At 61.1% G+C, this 18,638-nt stretch carries 17 protein-coding genes; 6 read left to right on the forward strand and 11 right to left on the reverse strand.

Going from position 1 to position 18,638, the window contains the following annotated elements:
- Window positions 1–123 precede the first annotated feature (123 nt).
- A complete protein-coding gene (locus C934_RS0128390) occupies window positions 124–1,578 on the forward strand; it encodes a glutamate synthase subunit beta (RefSeq protein WP_026372160.1) in 1,455 nt (484 codons plus the stop codon).
- Between the two features lie 118 nt (window positions 1,579–1,696).
- Here C934_RS0128390 and C934_RS0128395 read toward each other — a convergent pair whose 3' ends face one another.
- On the reverse strand, window positions 1,697–2,929 hold the full coding sequence (locus C934_RS0128395; protein WP_018859912.1) for a DUF459 domain-containing protein: 1,233 nt from the start codon (window positions 2,927–2,929) through the stop codon (window positions 1,697–1,699).
- A 61-nt stretch (window positions 2,930–2,990) separates the two neighbouring features.
- Window positions 2,991–4,214 carry a lytic murein transglycosylase gene (locus C934_RS0128400; protein WP_018859913.1) on the reverse strand — a complete coding sequence of 408 codons (1,224 nt, stop codon included), beginning with the start codon at window positions 4,212–4,214 and terminating at the stop codon, window positions 2,991–2,993.
- Between the two features lie 199 nt (window positions 4,215–4,413).
- Between C934_RS0128400 and galU the strand changes: the two genes are divergently transcribed.
- The gene (gene galU / locus C934_RS0128405) at window positions 4,414–5,301 is read left to right on the forward strand and encodes a UTP--glucose-1-phosphate uridylyltransferase GalU (protein ID WP_007797839.1); all 888 of its coding nucleotides are present in this window, start codon (window positions 4,414–4,416) and stop codon (window positions 5,299–5,301) included.
- Between the two features lie 65 nt (window positions 5,302–5,366).
- On the opposite strand, the gene C934_RS0128410 is transcribed toward galU, so the two are convergent.
- Complete coding sequence (locus C934_RS0128410) at window positions 5,367–6,890, reverse strand: outer membrane beta-barrel protein (protein WP_018859914.1); 1,524 nt, start codon at window positions 6,888–6,890, stop codon at window positions 5,367–5,369.
- Window positions 6,891–7,015: 125 nt separating this feature from the next.
- Between C934_RS0128410 and C934_RS0128415 the strand changes: the two genes are divergently transcribed.
- A complete protein-coding gene (locus tag C934_RS0128415) occupies window positions 7,016–8,011 on the forward strand; it encodes a KpsF/GutQ family sugar-phosphate isomerase (protein ID WP_018859915.1) in 996 nt (331 codons plus the stop codon).
- Here the strand turns inward: C934_RS0128415 and C934_RS0128420 are convergent, their stop codons facing one another.
- Window positions 8,012–8,467, reverse strand: a complete 456-nt coding sequence (locus C934_RS0128420; RefSeq protein WP_018859916.1) for an NfeD family protein — start codon at window positions 8,465–8,467, stop codon at window positions 8,012–8,014. It lies immediately after the preceding gene.
- A gap of 3 nt (window positions 8,468–8,470) precedes the next feature.
- On the reverse strand, window positions 8,471–9,478 hold the full coding sequence (locus C934_RS0128425; RefSeq protein WP_018859917.1) for an SPFH domain-containing protein: 1,008 nt from the start codon (window positions 9,476–9,478) through the stop codon (window positions 8,471–8,473).
- Between the two features lie 203 nt (window positions 9,479–9,681).
- Between C934_RS0128425 and queC the strand changes: the two genes are divergently transcribed.
- Genes queC through queE form a run of 3 tightly spaced genes read left to right on the forward strand, consistent with a single transcriptional unit; the run spans window position 9,682 to window position 11,482 of the window.
- Window positions 9,682–10,392 (forward strand): 7-cyano-7-deazaguanine synthase QueC, encoded by a 711-nt coding sequence (queC, locus tag C934_RS0128430; protein ID WP_018859918.1) that lies wholly within the window; start codon window positions 9,682–9,684, stop codon window positions 10,390–10,392.
- Complete coding sequence (gene queD, locus C934_RS0128435; protein ID WP_018859919.1) at window positions 10,392–10,748, forward strand: 6-carboxytetrahydropterin synthase QueD; 357 nt, start codon at window positions 10,392–10,394, stop codon at window positions 10,746–10,748. Before queC ends, queD begins: the two co-directional genes overlap by 1 nt.
- Entirely contained in the window at window positions 10,745–11,482 is a 738-nt protein-coding gene (queE, locus tag C934_RS0128440) for a 7-carboxy-7-deazaguanine synthase QueE (protein ID WP_018859920.1), read from the forward strand. Before queD ends, queE begins: the two co-directional genes overlap by 4 nt.
- On the opposite strand, the gene hemH is transcribed toward queE, so the two are convergent.
- The 6 genes from hemH to C934_RS0128470 all read right to left on the reverse strand — a co-directional run.
- Window positions 11,483–12,520 (reverse strand): ferrochelatase, encoded by a 1,038-nt coding sequence (gene hemH, locus C934_RS0128445; RefSeq protein ID WP_018859921.1) that lies wholly within the window; start codon window positions 12,518–12,520, stop codon window positions 11,483–11,485.
- A 122-nt stretch (window positions 12,521–12,642) separates the two neighbouring features.
- Window positions 12,643–14,526, reverse strand: a complete 1,884-nt coding sequence (locus C934_RS0128450; RefSeq protein WP_018859922.1) for a bifunctional metallophosphatase/5'-nucleotidase — start codon at window positions 14,524–14,526, stop codon at window positions 12,643–12,645.
- A gap of 400 nt (window positions 14,527–14,926) precedes the next feature.
- The gene (gene omp10 / locus C934_RS0128455; RefSeq protein WP_018859923.1) at window positions 14,927–15,295 is read right to left on the reverse strand and encodes an outer membrane lipoprotein Omp10; all 369 of its coding nucleotides are present in this window, start codon (window positions 15,293–15,295) and stop codon (window positions 14,927–14,929) included.
- 170 nt (window positions 15,296–15,465) lie between these two features.
- A complete protein-coding gene (locus C934_RS0128460) occupies window positions 15,466–16,917 on the reverse strand; it encodes a homospermidine synthase (RefSeq protein WP_018859924.1) in 1,452 nt (483 codons plus the stop codon).
- Window positions 16,918–17,050: 133 nt separating this feature from the next.
- Window positions 17,051–17,926 (reverse strand): heme-dependent oxidative N-demethylase family protein, encoded by an 876-nt coding sequence (locus C934_RS0128465; protein ID WP_018859925.1) that lies wholly within the window; start codon window positions 17,924–17,926, stop codon window positions 17,051–17,053.
- A 100-nt stretch (window positions 17,927–18,026) separates the two neighbouring features.
- The coding region (locus tag C934_RS0128470) for an MBL fold metallo-hydrolase (RefSeq protein ID WP_018859926.1) at window positions 18,027–18,638 on the reverse strand (612 nt) is incomplete at its 5' end.

Here is an 18,638-nt window from a genome sequence, read left to right on the forward strand (position 1 = left end):
CGTGGATAGCACTCAAGGGATATGCTGGATGACGGTCGAAAGAAGCAACTTGCCTCCACTGTCGAGGCTGACGATGGACAACTGGCCGCAGGCGAGGCGGTCATGAGTGTAAGGGACGAAAATATGGGTAAGGTCACAGGGTTTCTGGAAATCGACCGGCAGGTGGCAAAGTATCAGCCTGCCTCGGATCGCATCCGGCATTTCCGCGAATTCACGATCCCGATGTCGGACCAGGAAGTGCAGAAACAGGCAGCGCGCTGCATGGACTGTGGCATTCCCTATTGCCATGGGCCAACCGGCTGCCCTGTTCATAACCAGATCCCGGATTGGAACGACCTCGTCTACAACAACAACTGGGAAGCGGCGATCCAGAACCTGCATTCGACGAACAACTTCCCGGAGTTCACCGGCCGCGTCTGCCCGGCGCCCTGCGAGGAAGCCTGCACGCTGAACCTCGAGGACACGCCGGTTGCGATCAAGACCGTCGAACAGGCGATCGCTGACAAGGCCTACGAGCTCGGCTTCATCCGTCCGCAGCCGGCAACGGTTCACACCGGCAAGAAGGTTGCGATCGTCGGTTCCGGCCCGGCCGGCATGGCGGCTGCACAGCAGCTCGGCCGCGCAGGGCATGAGGTTCACGTGTACGAACGCGAAAGCAAGCCCGGCGGCCTGCTGCGCTACGGTATCCCTGACTTCAAGATGGAAAAGAACTTCATCGATCGCCGCGTCGAGCAGATGAAAGGCGAAGGCGTCACCTTCCACTGTGGCGTCAATGTCGGTGTCGACGTGAAGGTCGAGCAGCTGCTCGCAGACCACGATGCGGTTCTCTATTGCGGCGGTTCTGAAACGCCACGCGAAGCGGGTATCCCGGGCATCGAGCTTTCGGGCGTCCATGACGCGATGCCCTACCTCGTGCAGCAGAACAAGCGCGTCGGCCGTGAAAACATCGACAGCGTCGGCTGGGCCTCTGACCCGATCCTCGCCGGCGCCAAGCATGTCGTCGTCGTCGGCGGTGGCGATACCGCATCGGACTGCGTCGGTACGGCGTTCCGCCAGGGCGCGGTGAAGGTCACGCAGCTCGACATCCGCCCGCAGCCGCCGGAGAAGGAAGACAAGCTCGCTGTCTGGCCGTTCTGGGCAACGAAGATGCGCACGTCGTCCTCGCAAGCGGAAGGCGCAATTCGCGAGTTCCAGGTGGCAACACTCGAGTTCGTCGGTGAAGATGGCGTTCTGACCGGCGTGAAGTGCTGCGAAGTCGACGAGCGTCGCAAGCCGATCGCCGGCACCGAGTTCATCATCAAGGCCGACCTCGCTTTCATCGCGATCGGTTTCAGCGGCCCGTTCAAGGACAGCGTGCTCAAGGAACTCGACGGCAAGCTCACGCTCAACACCGACCGTCGCGGCTCGACCAACGTCGTTGCCGACGACCGCGACTACAAGACCTCGGTCGACAAGCTCTGGACGGCGGGCGACGTGCGCCGCGGTCAGTCGCTGGTGGTCTGGGCGATCCGCGAAGGCCGCCAGGCCGCCCGCGCCATCGACGAAGCCCTGATGGGCTCGACGGTTCTGCCGCGGTAAGCGACACAGTTGATGATTGAATTTTGGGCCGCTCTGAGCGGCCCTTTTTCGTTTGGTGAGCCTCGCGTTCGACTGAGATCAAGAGCGCGTTTTTGGAGCGCGGCTTCATGCAGCCGGGCTATTTGATCGTGACCTCAGCGGTGGGCTTCACAGGAGCCATGCGATAGTCATCGACGCGGCCAACAGGGGGAGCCGCCATCTCGCCATCCTGAACCAGAAGATCACGTGGCGACTTGGTGGCACTGACCGGGAGTGCCCTGCCGCCAAGAAGTTCCGCGCCGCCATCCAGGTTGGGATCGGAGAGGCTGATCGGCTCGGTGCGGCCGGGCATTGCCACAGCGTCGATCACCGGCGCATTGCCCGCGTCAAGGCGGACGAGGTCCGGGCTTGCCTGTACCCCGAGAATGCGGCGCACGGGCTTTTCGACATAGAAGGCAAGCTTGCGCCGGCCTGCTTCCGTGAGGTTGATGCCATCCGAGGTGCGTAGGCGGACCTGCTGGCCGTTGATATCCGAGCCGGTGACGATGAAGTCGCCGCCTTCGCTGACGAAACCGTCCCAGATGTCGACGAACTCGCCGCCGACGCTCTCCATCTGCTTGCGGAACAGCTGGTTAAGCTGCACGGCATCGGCGGTCATCGCAGGCGAATCGAAGGCGGGTAGTCCGACCCAGAGCAGCGGAATCTTGCGGCTGGTGACCTGCTGGCCGAAGGCCACGACGCGGCGCTGATATTCGGAATACCAACCGTCGGTCCTGAATTTCTCCTTGCCGATATCCGTCACCATCTGCTGGCGGTCATTCGCGCCGAGCATGACGATGACCATGGCGGGCTTCGCCTCGTCCATGAATTTTGTCAGCTGTTGCGGCCAGTCATAGTAGTCGTCTCGGACCAGACCCGAGGCGACGTTGCTATGTGTCTCGACCACGACGCCGGGAGAATCCTTGAAAGCAGCGTCCATGCCGACGCCAAGACCACCGGCGAGAAAATCGCCGACGACGAGGATCTTCTGGGCGTTGGCAAGCTTCTCGACCGCCTTTTCCTCAACGACGACGGGAGCGGCGGGACGGGGAGCCGCAGCCGCCTTCGACGACGGCGCTTTCCTTCTCGGCGCAGGCTGTCGCTGCGGCGCGTTCTGAGACGGTGCCTGTGGCGGATATTCCTGGATGTAGCGACGGCCAAAGAAAAAATCGAGAATCGAGCGGCGATAGTAATACCGCTCCTGCGCATCGGCCACGTGCACCGGCAGCGCGCTGAAGACGAGCACCAACGTTGCGGTGCCAATCGCACCCCAGCGGAGCGTTGCCCGGTGTACTCGTTTACGCATAATCAGCAGCCTCGCATCTGCCGGCATTCTCGCATGGAGCGGGAACTCGCGTCCACACCCCAAAAGTGTATGTTGCCGATTATTCCGTCTACTTGCGAAGCGCGTTCAGGAGCGGCAGCGATGGCTCACCGTCCTGCTGCATTCCGATGCGAGCCTGGACCGCGGCAATCGCGGCCTTGGATCCGCTGCCGAAGTTCCCGTCGACCTCGCCGTCGTAATAACCGAGTGTCTTCAGGCGCGTCTGCAGTTCGAACTTTTGCTTCATATCAAGCGTACCGTTCGGTCGTGGCCAGGGCTGCTTCATGCCGCCGTAGCCGGCGATCTCGTCCGCCAGCAGTCCGACCGCAATCGCGTAACTGTCCGACGCGTTGTAGTTCTTGATGGTGAAGAAATTGCTGGTCATCAGGAAGCCCGGGCCATCGGGGCCGGCCGGCATCTTGAGCACGGCCTTGCTGCCGCCATCGCGGAAGCTCTTGCCGTTCGGCCTGCTAAGGCCGAGGGAGGCCCACTGCGCCAGTGTATGCGTTTTACCGACCTGTTTTCTGGCATTCGGCGGCACGACCACTTCATAGCCCCAGGTTTTGCCGGCATCCCACCCGTTTTTCCGCAGCAGGTTGGCGGACGTGGCGAGAGCATCAGGCACGGAGTTCCAGATGTCGCGATGTCCGTTGCCGTCGGCGTCGACCGCATAGAGCAGGTAGCTTGTCGGAATGAATTGGGTGTGGCCCATGGCGCCGGCCCAGGAGCCGGTCATGCCATCGGGCGAGATATCGCCATTCTGCAGGATCTTCAGCGCCGCAATGAGTTGCTTCTTGGCGAACTTCGCGCGGCGTTCGTCGGCATAGGCGAGGGTCGCCAAGGCGCGCGGCACGTAGTGCAGGCGGTCGTCCTTGTCGAGAACTGCGCCATAATTGGATTCCATCGACCAGATGGCCAGGAGAATCGTCTTGTCCACACCGAACTGGCGTTGGACCGCATTCAGCGTCGAGGCATGTTTGGCGGCCATCTGACGGCCGATCTGCACCGTGTACGGATTTACACGGGAATCAACGTAGTCCCAGATTTTCGTTGTAAATTCAGGCTGATAGGCAGCCTTTTCCAGCACTGTCGGATCCGGATCGCTGACGCCTGAGAAGGCTTTGCGATAGGTTGCCTTGCTGATGCCATTTTGAGCGGCAGTTTGATAGAAGTCCGCGATCCACTTCTGGAACCGCTGATCTGCTTTCGCGTTGATGGGGGCCAGGCCGGCGGACGCGGTCACGATGAGTGCAATAGCAAGACCACGAAGGGAATTTCTGTGATTTTGAGTCATCGGCGGTCATCCGTCCTTTCGTTTCAGGCACAGCGGAGCGCAAATTTCCGCTCAGGCCTGAGACTACCTGAACGAAGTCAACAAATTCTTTACCATGACGTAGGAACGCAGTCACCATTTGCAAAACTGTAGCAAATCGCATCTAGTTCAATCAAAAATGCCTTTATTTCAAGCGGTGTAGTTATCGCAGGAGGATTGTGTGGCAGAGCATAAAAAAGTTCGCAAAGCTGTATTTCCGGTCGCGGGTCTCGGGACTCGCTTTCTTCCGGCCACCAAAGCCGTGCCGAAGGAAATGCTGACTGTCGTCGACAAACCGATCATTCAGTATGTGGTCGACGAAGCTTTGGAAGCGGGCATCGAGCATTTCGTTTTCGTCACAGGTCGTAACAAACACATCATCGAAGACTACTTCGATATCCATTTCGAGCTTGAGCAGACGCTGCGCGAGCGCAGCAAGCAGGCGGAAATGACGCTGCTTGCTGGCCAGCTTCCCAAGGCTGGTACGGTCAGCTTCACTCGTCAGCAGGAGCCGCTTGGCCTCGGCCATGCCGTCTGGTGTGCTCGCGAGATCGTCGGCAACGAGCCGTTTGCGCTGCTCTTGCCCGACATGATCATGAAGAGCGAAGGCAAGGGCTGCATGAAGGGCATGATCGACCTTTATGCCCAGAGCGGCGGCAACATCATCGCCGTCGAGGAATGCGCCCCGGATCAAGCTCACAAGTACGGCATCGTCGGCGTCGGCGAAGCGATCGGTGATGGCTTCCGCATCACCGGCATGGTCGAAAAGCCTGCCAAGGGCACGGCACCGTCGAACTATTTCATCAACGGCCGCTATATCCTGCAGCCTGAAGTCTTCAAGATCCTGGAAACCCAGGAACGAGGCGCTGGCAACGAAATCCAGCTGACCGACGGCATGCTGAAGCTGCTGAAGGACCAGACGTTCGCGGGCTATCACTTCCGCGGCACGACCTATGACTGCGGCGCCAAGGACGGCTTCATCCTGGCCAACGTGGCCTTCGCCCTGGAACGTGCGGACATCCGCCCGACCGTCGAGGAAGGCTTCAAGGCGCTGCTGAAGGGCCTCTGAAACAAGCCTGCCTGTCAAACGAATTAGTCCGCCTCCAAGGCTCCCACTTGGAGGCGGATTTCGTTTCAGTGCTTCAGTTTCACACCGACGCCGGCCCGCCATTGCTCGGAATCGCTGCTTGTCTTGCGGGACGTCAGCTCGTAGCCAATGGTGCTGGTCATATCGAGGTAGCGGTTGATGTTCCAGGTCAGCCCGGCGCTCGTGGTGTAGACCGTCTCGTCGCTGGTCGGGCTATCCGACGGATAGTCGCGATAGATGATGCCGCCGAGGACAGTGCCTGTCAGATTATCACGCAGTTGATGCGTGACGCCCGTCGTCAAAGCATGCGAAACGTAGCCGGATTCGCCAGCTGTGGTCGACGGGTTGATGCTTGTCAGCAGGCCGATGTTGACGTCCGTACCTCTGAGCGGCGACCAGAATAGCTGAGCATCCACCACGGCCGCGTCGATGTCCGAGAGGCGGTCGTCGTCGAAGGTGGCAGTCTGATAGCCAACCCCGACCTCGCCGCGGAGCTTTTCACCCAAATCGAGTTCGACGCCGACCTTGGCGCCATAGCTATCTCCCGACCTGCGGAAGCCGGCGGAATCGATACTCTCGTCATAGACCGTCTTGCCGACATTGCCTTCGATGAAGGGGATGAGAGCCGGGGAAAGCTCGTAGCCGATGCGGCCGCGGATCGTGCCGCTCGTCTCGTTGCGATCGGCCAGCGAAACGGTCGTCCCATCGGACAATGTCGCGTCGGAATAGATCGTACGGCTGACATCGATAGCGGTGCTGCCGCGCAGGATGCCGAAGTCGCGTTCGATCGAGGCGCCGGTGCTGAATTCCTGAACATCCGATTGCTGGTCCGCGTTCTGGATGGCATTCGGATCATCAGTGTCTTCGCGGTAGAAATGGTAGCCGCCGATGATATGTGCGGTCGTATCCTCGGGAAGATCGAGCCGCAGGTCGCCGTCGATCCTGAAATCCGGCTGTTCCTCGCCTTCGCCGCTGACGTTCTTCTGCCAGGCGCCGTCGGTGGTCACCGTGAGTTGGTGCAGCGCCCAGTCGGAGGTCATCGTGGCGTGCAGATCCGTTTCGAGGAAGCCACGCGTCTGTTTGATGCCGGCGTCCTTCTGCGTCTCGGTGTTGATGCTCTGGGTAACGGTCGGACGCAGGACGAAGGTGCCGATGCGGATGCCCGGCGTTTCCTCGGCCGCCGGATTCGGCTCCGGCTTGCGGGCCGGCAGCCGCTCGTCGAGCGGCGCTTCGCGCGTGTTGAGGCGGATCATGTCCTCATCGAGGATCGCACCGGTCGTCTCGTCGCTCGGTTTTTGACCGGCAGCCGCAATCGGCGCAGCAGTGGCTGCTGGCGCCGCATTGTCGGCCGTTGACATAGTGCCGGCCGGTGTTTCAGGGATATCGCTTTCATCCTCCACCGCCGCAGCGGCAGGTGCGGTGGACGAGCGGATCGAGCTGTTGGAAACGGGCGTCGACTGCGCAAGTACGGCGTGGGGCGCGAGGAAAGTGCCTGCCATCAGAGCCATGGACACGGCAAAGCCCGTCGCGCGGAGCGGCGTGAGACTGCTCGTGTCCTTCCAATGGCTCATGTGTATCCTGGCATGCGTCGAAGCGTTACCCGAACGTAAAGGCTTGTGGTTAACCATTCGTTGCGCTGCGATGCCCGTGAGGGCAGCCGATGGACTCGGCGGATGAAAACCGCTAACGCAGTGCCATGATCAAGAGAGCGGTAAATGTCATCGAAAACGGTGTCCTGGAGTCTGCGAAACGGACGATCGGCACCGAGAGGCGGGCGCTTGAGGCCCTGGAGCGAGCTTTTGACGACGGCTTGGCCGGGCCTTTCATGCGGGCCGTCGAGACGATCAACGGCGTCACCGGTCGCGTCATCGTTACAGGCGTCGGCAAGAGCGGCCACATCGGTGTGAAGATCGCGGCGACGCTGGCGTCGACAGGAACGCCGGCCTTCTTTGTCCATGCGGCCGAGGCAAACCATGGCGATCTCGGGATGATCGGCACGACGGATATCGTCCTTGCCCTTTCCAAGGGCGGCGAAAGTGCCGAGCTTCGCAGCATCATCGGCTATACGCGCCGGTTCTCGATTCCGCTGATTGCCGTCACATGTTCCGAAAGATCGTCGCTTGCCACGGCATCCGACATTGTCCTGTTGATGCCGAACGAGGAAGAGGCCTGTCCGCATGGGCTGGCTCCGACCACCTCGACGCTGATGCAGCTCGCCATGGGCGATGCGCTTGCCATCGCGCTGCTTGAGGCACGAGGCTTTACGGCGCGCGACTTTCACGTGTTCCATCCGGGCGGCAAACTCGGGGCGAGTCTCAGCCATGTCGCCGATATCATGCATACGGGCGATCGCGTCCCGTTGGTGGCCAAGGGAACGCCGGTGCCGCTGGCGATCTCGACGTTGTCTCGGAAGCATTTCGGCTGCGTCGGTATTCTGGACGAGGATGAGCGCCTCTGCGGCATCATCACGGAAGGCGACCTGGCACGCAACCTGACGCGCAACCTCTCCGAGCTCGTTGTCGACGATATCATGACGCGGACACCAAAGACGGTGAAGCCGACAGTGCTGGCAACGGCCGCGCTTGCCATGCTCAACCAGCACAGCATCGGAGCACTGATCGTGGTCGACGACGACAACCGCCCGATCGGGCTCGTGCACTTCCATGATCTGCTTCGGATCGGCGTGGCCTGATCAGACCTGTTCTACCGTCAGATCGCGCCCGCTGCTCGCCACCACCTTTACCTTGGTGCCTACAGGCAGGTCCGGGCCGTTTACGAGCCAGAACGTATCGTCGAGGCGAATACGACCGCGCCCTTCGCGGATGGGCTCCGCCAGCGTCGCGGTGCGCCCGATGAGGCTTTCGGCCCGCTGATTGAGGAAAGGCTGATCGGTTTCACCGTGCTGCAGGGTCAGCTTGCGGCCGACCACCGTCGCCACGACTGCAAGAAGCGCAAAGAGGATGGCCTGAACCTGCCAAAGCCAGAAGCTGCTGTCCCAGAACAGTAGCGACAGCATGCCGACGATAAGGGCGGCAAGCCCGATCCAGACAAGGAAGACGCCCGGCGCGATCAATTCTGCGGCCAGCAGCACCAAGCCGGCGATCCACCAGCTCCAGGGTCCGAGTTCCGCGACGAGGCTGGCGATCATGGCTCAGCGCTCCGTTGGCGGGTTGAAGGGGTTGACGGCCGGGGTGGTTCGCGGGGTTGACTGCTGGCGTGGTGGTGGCGGCGGCGTCGGGTTGTCGCCGAAGACCTCCCTGGCGATCGCTCCAATGCCGCCAAGCGAGCCGATGATGGACGAAGCCTCGACCGGCATCAGCACGACCTTCGAACTACCGGCGGTACCGATCGCGGTGAGAGCTTCGGTATATTTCTGGGCTACGAAATAGTTGACGGCCTGAATGTTGCCCGATGCAATCGCCTCCGACACCATCTTGGTTGCCTTGGCTTCTGCTTCGGCGAGGCGTTCTCGAGCCTCGGCGTTGCGGAAGGCGGCTTCGCGCTGACCCTCGGCCTGCAGGATTGCCGATTGCTTGGAGCCCTCGGCACGCAGGATCTGAGCGTTACGGGAGCCTTCGGCCTCCAGCACCTGCGCGCGCTTCTCGCGTTCGGCCTTCATCTGCCGCGCCATGGCGTCCACCAGGTCGCGTGGTGGCTGGATGTCCTTGATCTCGATGCGCGTCACCTTGATGCCCCAAGGCCGGACGGCATCGTCGACGACGTGCAGCAGCCGGTCGTTGATGGCATCACGGTTCGAGAGCAATTCGTCGAGATCCATCGACCCCATGACGGTACGGATGTTGGTCATCGTCAGGTTCAAGACGGCATTCTCGAGGTTCGCGACCTGATAGGCTGCCTCGGCGGCGTTGAGGACCTGGTAGAAAGCGACGGCGTCGGTCGAGATGGAGGCGTTATCCTTGGTTATAACCTCCTGGGTCGGCACGTTCAGGACCTGTTCCATGACGTTCATGCGGGCGCCGATACGCTCGATGAAGGGGGTGATGAGGTTGAGGCCGGGCTCCAGCGTGCGCGTATAGCGGCCGAAACGCTCGAGGGTGTAGCGGTAGCCCTGCGGCACGATCTTGATGCCTGCAAACAGCACGAGGATGACGAAGATCACCAGTGCTATGACGACGATATCGAAGCCACTCAGAACCATGAAACTCCCCCGCGATAGAATCGACTGATGCAACCTTAGACGAGCCGGCCTGAAACGCCAGCATCTTCGGCTGGCGAAGCTATCCGGTTTATGGATTCGATATGGGATGTCAGTCGACTATTCACAACGGGAGCGCTTTGCATTAGAAGGCGCGCAGGAAATACCGGTCGCAGCCCACCCGGTCAAAACAAGGGATCCTCATCATGAAGACGATCGTCATCTGCTCCGGCGGATTGGACTCCATTTCGCTCGCCCATCGCGTGGCGGCGGAGCATCAGCTTATCAGCCTGCTTTCCTTCGATTACGGACAGCGCCACCGCAAGGAACTGGACTTTGCCACAGCCTGCGCCAAGCGGCTCGGCGTACCGCACCAGATCATCGACATCCGCACCATCGGCCGGCACCTGACGGGTTCGGCCCTGACCGACGATGTCGACGTGCCCGACGGCCACTATGCCGAGGAGACGATGAAGGCGACCGTGGTGCCGAACCGCAACGCAATCATGCTTGCAATCGCGTTCGGTCTCGCAGCGGCCCAGAAAGCCGACGCGGTCGCCGTTGCCGTGCATGGCGGCGACCACTTCATCTATCCCGATTGCCGCCCGGGCTTCATCGATGCTTTCCAGGAGATGCAGAACCAGGCGCTGGATGGCTATGCCAGTGTTTCGCTGCTCGCTCCCTACGTCAACGTCTCGAAAGCCGATATCGTTACCGATGGTGCGAAATACGGGACGCCATTTGCCGAGACATGGTCCTGCTACAAGGGCGGTACGCGCCATTGCGGACGGTGCGGCACCTGCGTCGAGCGGCGCGAGGCCTTTCATCTGGCCGGCGTCGCCGACCCCACGGAATACGAGGATCCGGATTTCTGGGTGGCGGCCACAGCAGGCTATTCGGCCAGGGAGGTGAAGTGATGTTTCGCATCACCAAGGAGTTTCACTTTTCCGCGTCGCATCAGCTGACGCATCTGCCCGCCGATCACCAGTGTGCTCGCCTGCACGGTCACAACTATATCGTCGTGGTGGAACTGGCCGCCGCCGAACTCGACGAGAACGGCTTCGTTCGAGACTATCAAGAGCTTTCGCCGCTGAAGCGCTACATCGACGAGCGCTTCGACCATCGGCATCTGAATGAGGTGTTCGGCCATGATCGCGTGACCTCGGAATATCTCGCCAAGCACTTCTACGACTGGTGCAAGGAGCGACTGCCGGAGACTTCCGCCGTGCGCGTCAGCGAGACACCGAAGACCTGGGCGGAATACCGACCGTGAGCGGGGCTCGCGAGGCCCAGATCCGCGTCAGCGAGATCTTCGGGCCGACGATCCAGGGGGAAGGCGTCCTGATCGGCCTGCCGACCGTCTTCGTTCGCACCGGCGGCTGCGATTATCGCTGTTCTTGGTGCGACAGCCTGCATGCTGTGGATAGCGAGTATCGCGATCAATGGCTGCCGATGACCGTCGATGGCATATGGGCGGAGGTGACGCGGCTCTCCGGCGGCAAGCCTCTGATGGTCTCGCTTTCGGGTGGCAACCCGGCGATCCAGCCGCTTGGCGGTCTGATCGCGCATGGGCATGAGCAAGGCTACAGATTCGCGCTGGAAACGCAGGGGAGCGTCGCCAAGGAGTGGTTTGCCGATCTTGATGTGCTGGTGCTGAGCCCGAAGCCGCCCTCGAGCGGCATGGCGACGGATTGGGATTCGTTCGAGGTCTGTCTCAAGATGGCGGCCTGCGGGCCCGATATCGCGCTGAAGATCGTCGTCTTCGACGACCGCGACTATGCCTATGCCCGCGAGGCGGCGGCGCGCTATCCCGATCTGCCCGTCTATCTGCAGCCGGGGAACCACACGCCTCCGCCGCCTGACGACGACGATGCGCGCGTCGATATCGACGGTATCATGGACAGGATGCTGTGGCTGGTCGACAAGGTGACCGAGGACCGGTGGTTCGAGGCCCGTGTGCTGCCCCAGTTGCATGTTCTGCTCTGGGGCAACAAGCGCGGCGTCTGATCAGGCCCAGCCGAGCAGTTCGCGGCGAACGACCTTTTCGAGCACCCGCATGCCATCCTCGCTGTCGTTGAGGCAGGGGATGTGAGCGAACTTCTCGCCGCCATTCTCATGGAAGGAATGAGCGGCCTGCTCGGCGATTTCTTCCAGTGTCTCCAGACAGTCGGACACGAAACCGGGGTTCAGAACGGCGATCTTCTTGACGCCGTCTTGGGCCAGCTTCTCCACCGTCTTGTCGGTATAGGGCTGCAGCCACTCTTCCGGCCCGAAACGGGATTGGAAGGTCACCATGAACTTGTCTTCCGGCAGTCCCAGCCGTTCGCGCAGCAGGCGGCCGGTCTTCTGGCACTGGCAATAATAGGGATCGCCAAGCTTGAAATAGGACATAGGAATGCCGTGGAAGGAGGCGAGTACCATGTCCGGCTGCCAGTCGAGCGTCGCCAAATGGTTCTTCACCGAATTGGCAAGCGCTTCGATGTAGGTCTCGTCGTCGTGATAGTCAGGGACGGTCCGCAGCGCCGGCTGCCAGCGCATCTTGAGTAGCTGCTGGAAGGCCTTGTCGTTGACGGTTGCCGTCGTTGCGGCGGCGTATTGCGGATAAAGCGGGAAAAGAACGATGCGATCGCAACCCTCGTCCTTCAGCGCCTCGATGCGCGATGGAATCGAGGGCGTGCCATAGCGCATTGCCCAATCCACCTTCACGTTTGGCAGGTCCTTCAAGCGTTCGGCCATGAGATCGGACTGGTTGCGCGTGTAGGTGCGCAGGTAGCTCTCGTTCCTGTCCTTGTTCCAGATCGTCTCATAGGCCTTGCCCACCTTTTGCGGGCGCGTGTTGAGGACGATGCCGAAGAGGATCGGGTACCACTTCCAGGGTGACCACTCGATGACGCGCTTGTCGGTCAGGAATTCCTTCAGGTAACGGCGCATGGACGTGTAATCGGTGCCATCGGGCGTGCCCAGATTAACGAGCAGGACGCCGACCTTGCCTGATTTGACGGGCGGGTGGTCCGCCGGGCGGTGCGCAGTTTCAATGGTCGTCATTTAAACCCTTGGTGTCTTGTCTGACCGGCTCACACGCAGCCGGACTTCGGTGGTTCACCCTATAGAAACAAAAGCCGGTCCGCGGAACCCCGGACCGGCTTTCAGAATCGAGACAAATCGTCTTACTTCGACGGAATCTGCAGTTCCTTACCGATCGTCAGGTGGCGTGGCGCCGGCGTGCCGTTGGCGTCGGAAATCTTCTTCCAGAGCGCGCCCTCGCCATAGAACTGCTTGGAGAGATCCCAAAGCGTATCGCCGGCGGCGATGACGTGGTTGGTCGGCGTATTCGGGGCGAGCGCTGCCGGAGCTGCCGCGGTGGGTGCCGTAGAAGCTGCCGGTGCTGCCGGGGAGGCGGGCGCGGCCTGTGCGGGTGCCGTCGTGGCAGCTGCCTGGGTACCGGAGGCTGCGACTTCGGTCACGCGACCGTCCGTATAAGGCTTGTAGGGCGAGTGCGCTGCAAGATATTCGGCAGTCACGTCGGCGAGGTCCGGTCCGAAGTCGTAGGCATTCTTGCCCGCCGTCTCGAAGATCGAGTAGCCATCGCCACCTGCACGCATGAAGTTGTTGGTGACGACGCCGTAGGTCTTAGCATCGTCGAGCACCACGAAGGCGTCGCCTTCCTTCGCTTCGACGGAAACGAGGCGGCTGCCGGCAGGTTTGGTCTTATCGAAGGTGTATTTCAAGCCCGATACCTGAGGGAAACGGCCGGCGCCCTGTTCAATCTGGCTCAGGCCATTTTCGAGAGCCTTGCGGATATCGGCACCCGTCAGCTGGAAGGTCGCCAGCGTGTTCTGGAACGGCAGCACGGTGATGACTTCGCCCTGAGTGACGTCGCCGGCATCGATCGAGGCGCGCAGACCGCCGCCATTCTGGATGGCGACGCTCATGCCCTGGCTCTTGCCGCGGTCGAGCATGGCGTCGGCGACGAGGTTGCCCATTGAGCATTCCTCGACTCGGCAGACAGTGCGGTCGCCTTGGATCGGGGCTTCGCTGGAACCGATGACCTTCTTGCGCAGTTCTTCGATCGGCTTGGCGAGTTCGGCGATACGCGCGGTGAGGCTCGGATCCGGAGTGAAGGAGAAATCGATCAGGATCGGGTCGCCCTTGGCGTCCTTGACGACGCCGTTGTCATCGAAGGTGACGACGAGGTCGCCGAGATACTTGCTGTACGATGCCGCCTGAACCACCGGCACCTTGTAGCCGCCGGGATTGTCGACCATCGTCGGGTAGGGGCCTTCCGCCTTCGGGTCGGTGTTGGACAGCAGGCTGTGCGAATGGCCGCCGACGACGACGTCGACATCGGGGATCTTGGCGATGGCTGCGAGGTCGCGCGGATAGCCGACATGGGTCAGCGCGATGATCTTGTTGATGCCTTGCTTCTTCAAGTCTTCGACGGCCGCGGTGATGGTCTGCACGTCGTCGGCGATCATCACCTTCGGGCCGGGCGAGGACAGTTCTTCGGTATCGTTGGTCACGGCGCCGACGATGCCAATCTTCTGGCCGCCGACCTCGAGCACCAGCGAAGGCTTGATGCGATCGCCGAGCTTGGAGCCGTCACCGGCCAGGATATTGGCCGAAATGACTGGGAATTGCACCTTGTCGAGGAAGGACGCCAGGCCATCCTCGCTGTCGTCGAACTCGTGGTTGCCGACGGTCATGACGTCGAACTTCATGTCATTCAGCATTTCGGCTTCGACCGCGCCCTTGTAGGTCGTGTAGAAGAGCGATCCCTGGAAATTGTCGCCGGCATTCAGCAGCAGCGTGTTCTTGCCGTTCAGGGCGGCGCGACGCTGGTCGATCGCGGTCTTCAGGCGGGCGGCGCCGCCGAAGCATTCCTTCTTGCCTTCTTCCTCGGCCGAGCAGGTGGAATCGAACTTGTTGATCGACTCGATGCGCGAATGGAAATCGTTGATGTGAAGGATATTGAGTTCGTAATCGGCAAAAGCGGCGCTGCTTGACAGCGCCAGCATCGACGCGGTCAACAGACCGAACTGAAAATTCGTCATCCTGCTCTCCTGATTTTTCGGCGAAGCCATATCCCCTGCGCTCCGCCGTCCCTAGGTGATCAATGTTTCCACCAAGCATTTAGCGGCGGCAAGAGAAAAAGCTGTGACAGAAGCGGCGCATTCCAAGGGCGGTAAACGAAAAACCTCGCGAGAGGCTGCTTTCAACAAACCCTAGAGCTGCTTTCTTTTTTCGAACGACGAAAATCCGCTCAGGCTGCGAACGCAGTCATCCTCTGAAACCGGCTTGTTGAGAATTTGAGGACGGCCAGCGTGATCTCGCGGCAGCAACGTGACGTCAATCGGTCGCCCGACCCCGTTCTATAAATAACGGCGGTCGCGTCCTCGGGGCCTTTTGGCAGACCAGAACCATTTAGTCCAACGCAAATCGAACCTTACAGCTCTACATGCGGCGCGTGAGCGTGAATTGGGAACCGGCGTCGGAGGTGCAATTGAGCTGGCTCTGGGTCACCAGCGCGCAGTTGACCTTGGATTGCGTCTTGCGCACCAGCGAGGTCATGTTGATCTCGACCAGCGACGGGGAGGTGTTCACATAAGTGCCCGACGCGAGAAGCTGGTTGCTGTCGGTCGTGCGCGTGGTGAAGGTTCCGGCCTGGAATGTGGAGATGATGCCGTTCGGATCCGACCATGAACCCTCAACGCCTGTCTGAGCCGGGGTTGCAGCGACCGGTACCGGGCGCGGCGACGACGTGGTGCAGGCGCTCAACGCCGCGGACGCGCCGATGAGGACAAGGAGGGGTCTGATTCTCATGAGTTTCTCCCGGGGCTTCGGAACGAGAACTATCCGTGTGGTTGTGAAACACATGGCGCGAGCCGGTAGTTAAGGCAAGACTTCAAGGTCTCATGACGGCATTTATACAGCAGGCGTTACAAAAATGCCCGCCGCAAGGCGGGCATCTTCAAATGCGGTTCGGGCTGGCATCAGCGAACGAGGATGTTCTTGAACTGCCACGGATCCTTGGTGTCGATCTCTTCCGGGAAGAGCCCCGGGCGACCTTCCAGCGGCGTCCACTCGGTGTAGTGGCCTTCGACCGGGCCGAGGTACCGGCTCTGCACCTCGAGGCAGCGCTTGTAGTCGATTTCGTCGGCTTCGACGATACCGGCCGTCGGATTTTCAAGGGCCCAGACCATGCCGGCGAGAACGGCGGAGGTGACCTGCATGCCCGTCGCGTTCTGGTAAGGCGCGATGCGGCGCGTTTCCTCCAGCGACAGGCGGGAACCGTACCAGTAAGCGTTCTTCTCATGGCCGTAGAGCAGGACGCCGAGTTCGTCGATGCCGTCCTCCAACTCGTCCTCGTCGAGAACGTGGTGAACCGGCTGCGGGTTGCCGCCGTTGCCGAACATCTCATGCATCGAGAGAACCGCGTCGTTCGCCGGATGGTAGGCGTAGTGGCAGGTCGGACGGAAGGTGACTTCGCCGTCCTTGTCGCGAACGGTGAAGAAGTCGGCGATCGAGATCGCCTCGTTGTGCGTTACGAGGAAGCCGTACTGCGGACCGGGGGTCGGGCACCACGTGCGGACGCGAGTGTTGGCGCCCGGCTGCTCGAGGTAGATACCAGCCTTGCAACCCTTCTTGTGCTTCTTGCCGTTCTTCGGCATCCAGTTTTCGTGGGTGCCCCAGCCGAGTTCGGCCGGCTGCAAGCCTTCGGAGATGAAGCCTTCAACCGACCAGGTGTTCCAGAAGACGTTAAGCGGCTTCGGATGCTTGGTACGCTGCGTGTCGCGCTCGGCGATGTGGATGCCCTTGACGCCGACCTTCTTCATCAGCTTCGCCCAGCCTTCGCGGTCGTGCTGATCCGGCTCTTCGAACTTCACACCGATATCGTTGGCGAGGTTGACGAGCGCCTTCTTGACGAACCACGAAACCATACCCGGGTTTGCGCCGCAGGTGGAGACAGCAGTCGGACCGCCCGGGTTCTTCGCCTTTTCCTTGCGAAGAGTTTCACGCAGTGCGTAGTTGGTGCGGTCGGCATTCTTCATGCTCTTGTCGAAGTAGAAACCGAGCCAGGGCTCGATGACGGTATCGATGTAGAGAGCGCCGAGCTTGCGGCAGAGCTTCATCAGGTCGACCGAACCGGTGTCGACGGAGAGATTGACGCAAAAACCCTGGCCACTGCCTTCGGTCAGAAGCGGCTTCAGCAGTTCCTTGAAGTTTTCCTTCGTGACATGAGCCTTGATGTGCTTCACGCCATGCTTTGCCATGATTTCGGTGTGATCTGCGTCGTCGCGCGGGTCGATGACTACCATCCGGCTCTGGTCGAATTTGAAGTGGCGCTCGATCAGCGGCAGGGTACCGCGGCCGATGGAGCCAAAGCCGATCATCACGATCGGGCCAGTAATTTCGGCATATACCGGGTGGGTTTGTTCCGTCATTCTTTCTTTTCTCCTGTGGAAGGCGACGAAGGCGATGGGCCTTTAGGAATTCATCTGGAAATTGCGCAGAGAATGCGAGATTATCGGCTCTAACCACAAAACGGCGTCACAATAAAGAGCAAGAGCATAAAACTCAGGCGGGAGTGAGGGTGTCCGCGAGCGCTCGAAGCTTCGCGACGAGTTCGGCCTTCTGCAGTATCAGACCTTTATAGGCCGCCTGCTGCTCATCGAGACTATCCAGCTGCGCGGCGAAGCTTCCGGCAAGTTTGGCGGCATTCGGGTGGTCGGCGATCGCGGCTATCGGATCAACATAGACGCGGATGGTGAACAGAATATCGCCCGACTTCGGCAGTTTGTGCAACGTCTGGCGCTCGACGCGAGCAAAGCGCTCGGCGAGCGTGAACGGGTCGGCCGACGGCGGGCGGCGGTGTTTGGAGAGTGGCAAAAATAGTTCATCCGTGACGTTCACGGACCAGTTCAGCCGTTCCACAGGTTGCGAAACCTGCAGGTTATCGAAGATGCGGGTGATGAGTGTCGCGTTACGCGTACCTTCGCCGAAACCGGGCACGTCGGCGTGAATCGCCTGCATCGGGCGACCGAACTTCTCCTGCAGCGACCATGAGGACGGGAAGGCGACAAAGCCGGCGACAAGATGCCAGCCGTCTTCCCTGCGTCGCATGATGACGAGATCGTCCTGAACCAGCAGGCCGGCACGCAGCAGGGGCGGTGCATCCCGCTCGGTTGCATGGGCAACGCTGTCGGCAAGCTTCGGATGATATTCCGCAAGATAAGCCAGCAGGAGATCGAAGACCTCCTGCTGTGCTTCCGCGGTATCCGCCTCGGCAACGAAGATCTCGTCGCGATGTGTCTCGATCAGGCGTCGTTTCTCGCCGACATAGCGGGCCCAATCGTCATCCGGCTCGATCCAGCGGCTAGGATCGAGCGGCATCAAACCGATGGTGAAAGGCCGGGCGGAGCCGCCATAGGGTGTATAGGTCAGAGGCGTCATGATCGCACTCTATGCCGCCAATGTCCCCCGATGGAAGACCGTCCGCCACAGACTGTCCGGATGGGGCCAGATTTGGCTCATGCCCTGACCCGACAAGCCCTCAGTAGTCCCAGAAGACCGGCACCCAACGAAAATCGTCGCCCTCGACTGCAACGTGGCCAACGGACGGGAACGGCAGATGAGTAGCCACCAGCAGTCCGCCGGTCTCCGCCAGCTCCCGCAAAAGTCGGACCCGGACGCGGGCCGCTTCTTCTGGATCGTGTTCGAAACCGTTATACCAGTCGGGGTGTTCGAACCCGACCGCAAACACGGCGTCGCCGGCAAACATCAGCCGATCTCCGCCGGACGCCACGCGAACCACGCAATGCCCGGGAGTGTGGCCGCCGGTACGTGTGGCGACCACGCCCGGCGCCACCTCTTGCTCCTCATCGAACAGCCGCAGATGGCTGCGGTATTCTTCGGTGAACCGCTTGGCCGCCGCCCGAAGCGCGTCCGGGAACCCCGGCGGCATCGAGACGCGGGAGAAATCGGGCGCCTCCCAGAACTTGACCTCGGCGGCCGCCACGTGGATCCGCAGGTCCGGCCGCAGCCGCTCCTTCACCCCGTCGACGAGCAGCCCGCCAACGTGGTCCATGTGCATGTGGGTCAGCACGATGTCGGTGACGGATCCAAGATCGATGCCAGCCGCCTCCAGTCGCTTGGTCAACTGCCC

The organism is Rhizobium sp. 42MFCr.1 (assembly GCF_000377185.1).
Lineage (GTDB): Bacteria > Pseudomonadota > Alphaproteobacteria > Rhizobiales > Rhizobiaceae > Rhizobium > Rhizobium altiplani.

What these genes read in the sequence shown, in the direction of transcription:
- queC (WP_018859918.1), top strand. Translation starts at nt 9,682, where the DNA reads ATGAAGACGATCGTCATCTGCTCCGGCGGATTGGACTCCATTTCGCTC.
- C934_RS0128415 (WP_018859915.1), top strand. Translation starts at nt 7,016, where the DNA reads ATGATCAAGAGAGCGGTAAATGTCATCGAAAACGGTGTCCTGGAGTCT.
- C934_RS0128395 (WP_018859912.1), bottom strand. Translation starts at nt 2,929, where the DNA reads ATGCCGGCAGATGCGAGGCTGCTGATTATGCGTAAACGAGTACACCGG.
- C934_RS0128465 (WP_018859925.1), bottom strand. Translation starts at nt 17,926, where the DNA reads ATGACGCCTCTGACCTATACACCCTATGGCGGCTCCGCCCGGCCTTTC.
- C934_RS0128425 (WP_018859917.1), bottom strand. Translation starts at nt 9,478, where the DNA reads ATGGTTCTGAGTGGCTTCGATATCGTCGTCATAGCACTGGTGATCTTC.
- queD (WP_018859919.1), top strand. Translation starts at nt 10,392, where the DNA reads ATGTTTCGCATCACCAAGGAGTTTCACTTTTCCGCGTCGCATCAGCTG.
- omp10 (WP_018859923.1), bottom strand. Translation starts at nt 15,295, where the DNA reads ATGAGAATCAGACCCCTCCTTGTCCTCATCGGCGCGTCCGCGGCGTTG.
- C934_RS0128450 (WP_018859922.1), bottom strand. Translation starts at nt 14,526, where the DNA reads ATGACGAATTTTCAGTTCGGTCTGTTGACCGCGTCGATGCTGGCGCTG.
- hemH (WP_018859921.1), bottom strand. Translation starts at nt 12,520, where the DNA reads ATGACGACCATTGAAACTGCGCACCGCCCGGCGGACCACCCGCCCGTC.
- C934_RS0128390 (WP_026372160.1), top strand. Translation starts at nt 124, where the DNA reads ATGGGTAAGGTCACAGGGTTTCTGGAAATCGACCGGCAGGTGGCAAAG.
- C934_RS0128400 (WP_018859913.1), bottom strand. Translation starts at nt 4,214, where the DNA reads ATGACTCAAAATCACAGAAATTCCCTTCGTGGTCTTGCTATTGCACTC.
- C934_RS0128410 (WP_018859914.1), bottom strand. Translation starts at nt 6,890, where the DNA reads ATGAGCCATTGGAAGGACACGAGCAGTCTCACGCCGCTCCGCGCGACG.
- C934_RS0128420 (WP_018859916.1), bottom strand. Translation starts at nt 8,467, where the DNA reads ATGATCGCCAGCCTCGTCGCGGAACTCGGACCCTGGAGCTGGTGGATC.
- C934_RS0128460 (WP_018859924.1), bottom strand. Translation starts at nt 16,917, where the DNA reads ATGACGGAACAAACCCACCCGGTATATGCCGAAATTACTGGCCCGATC.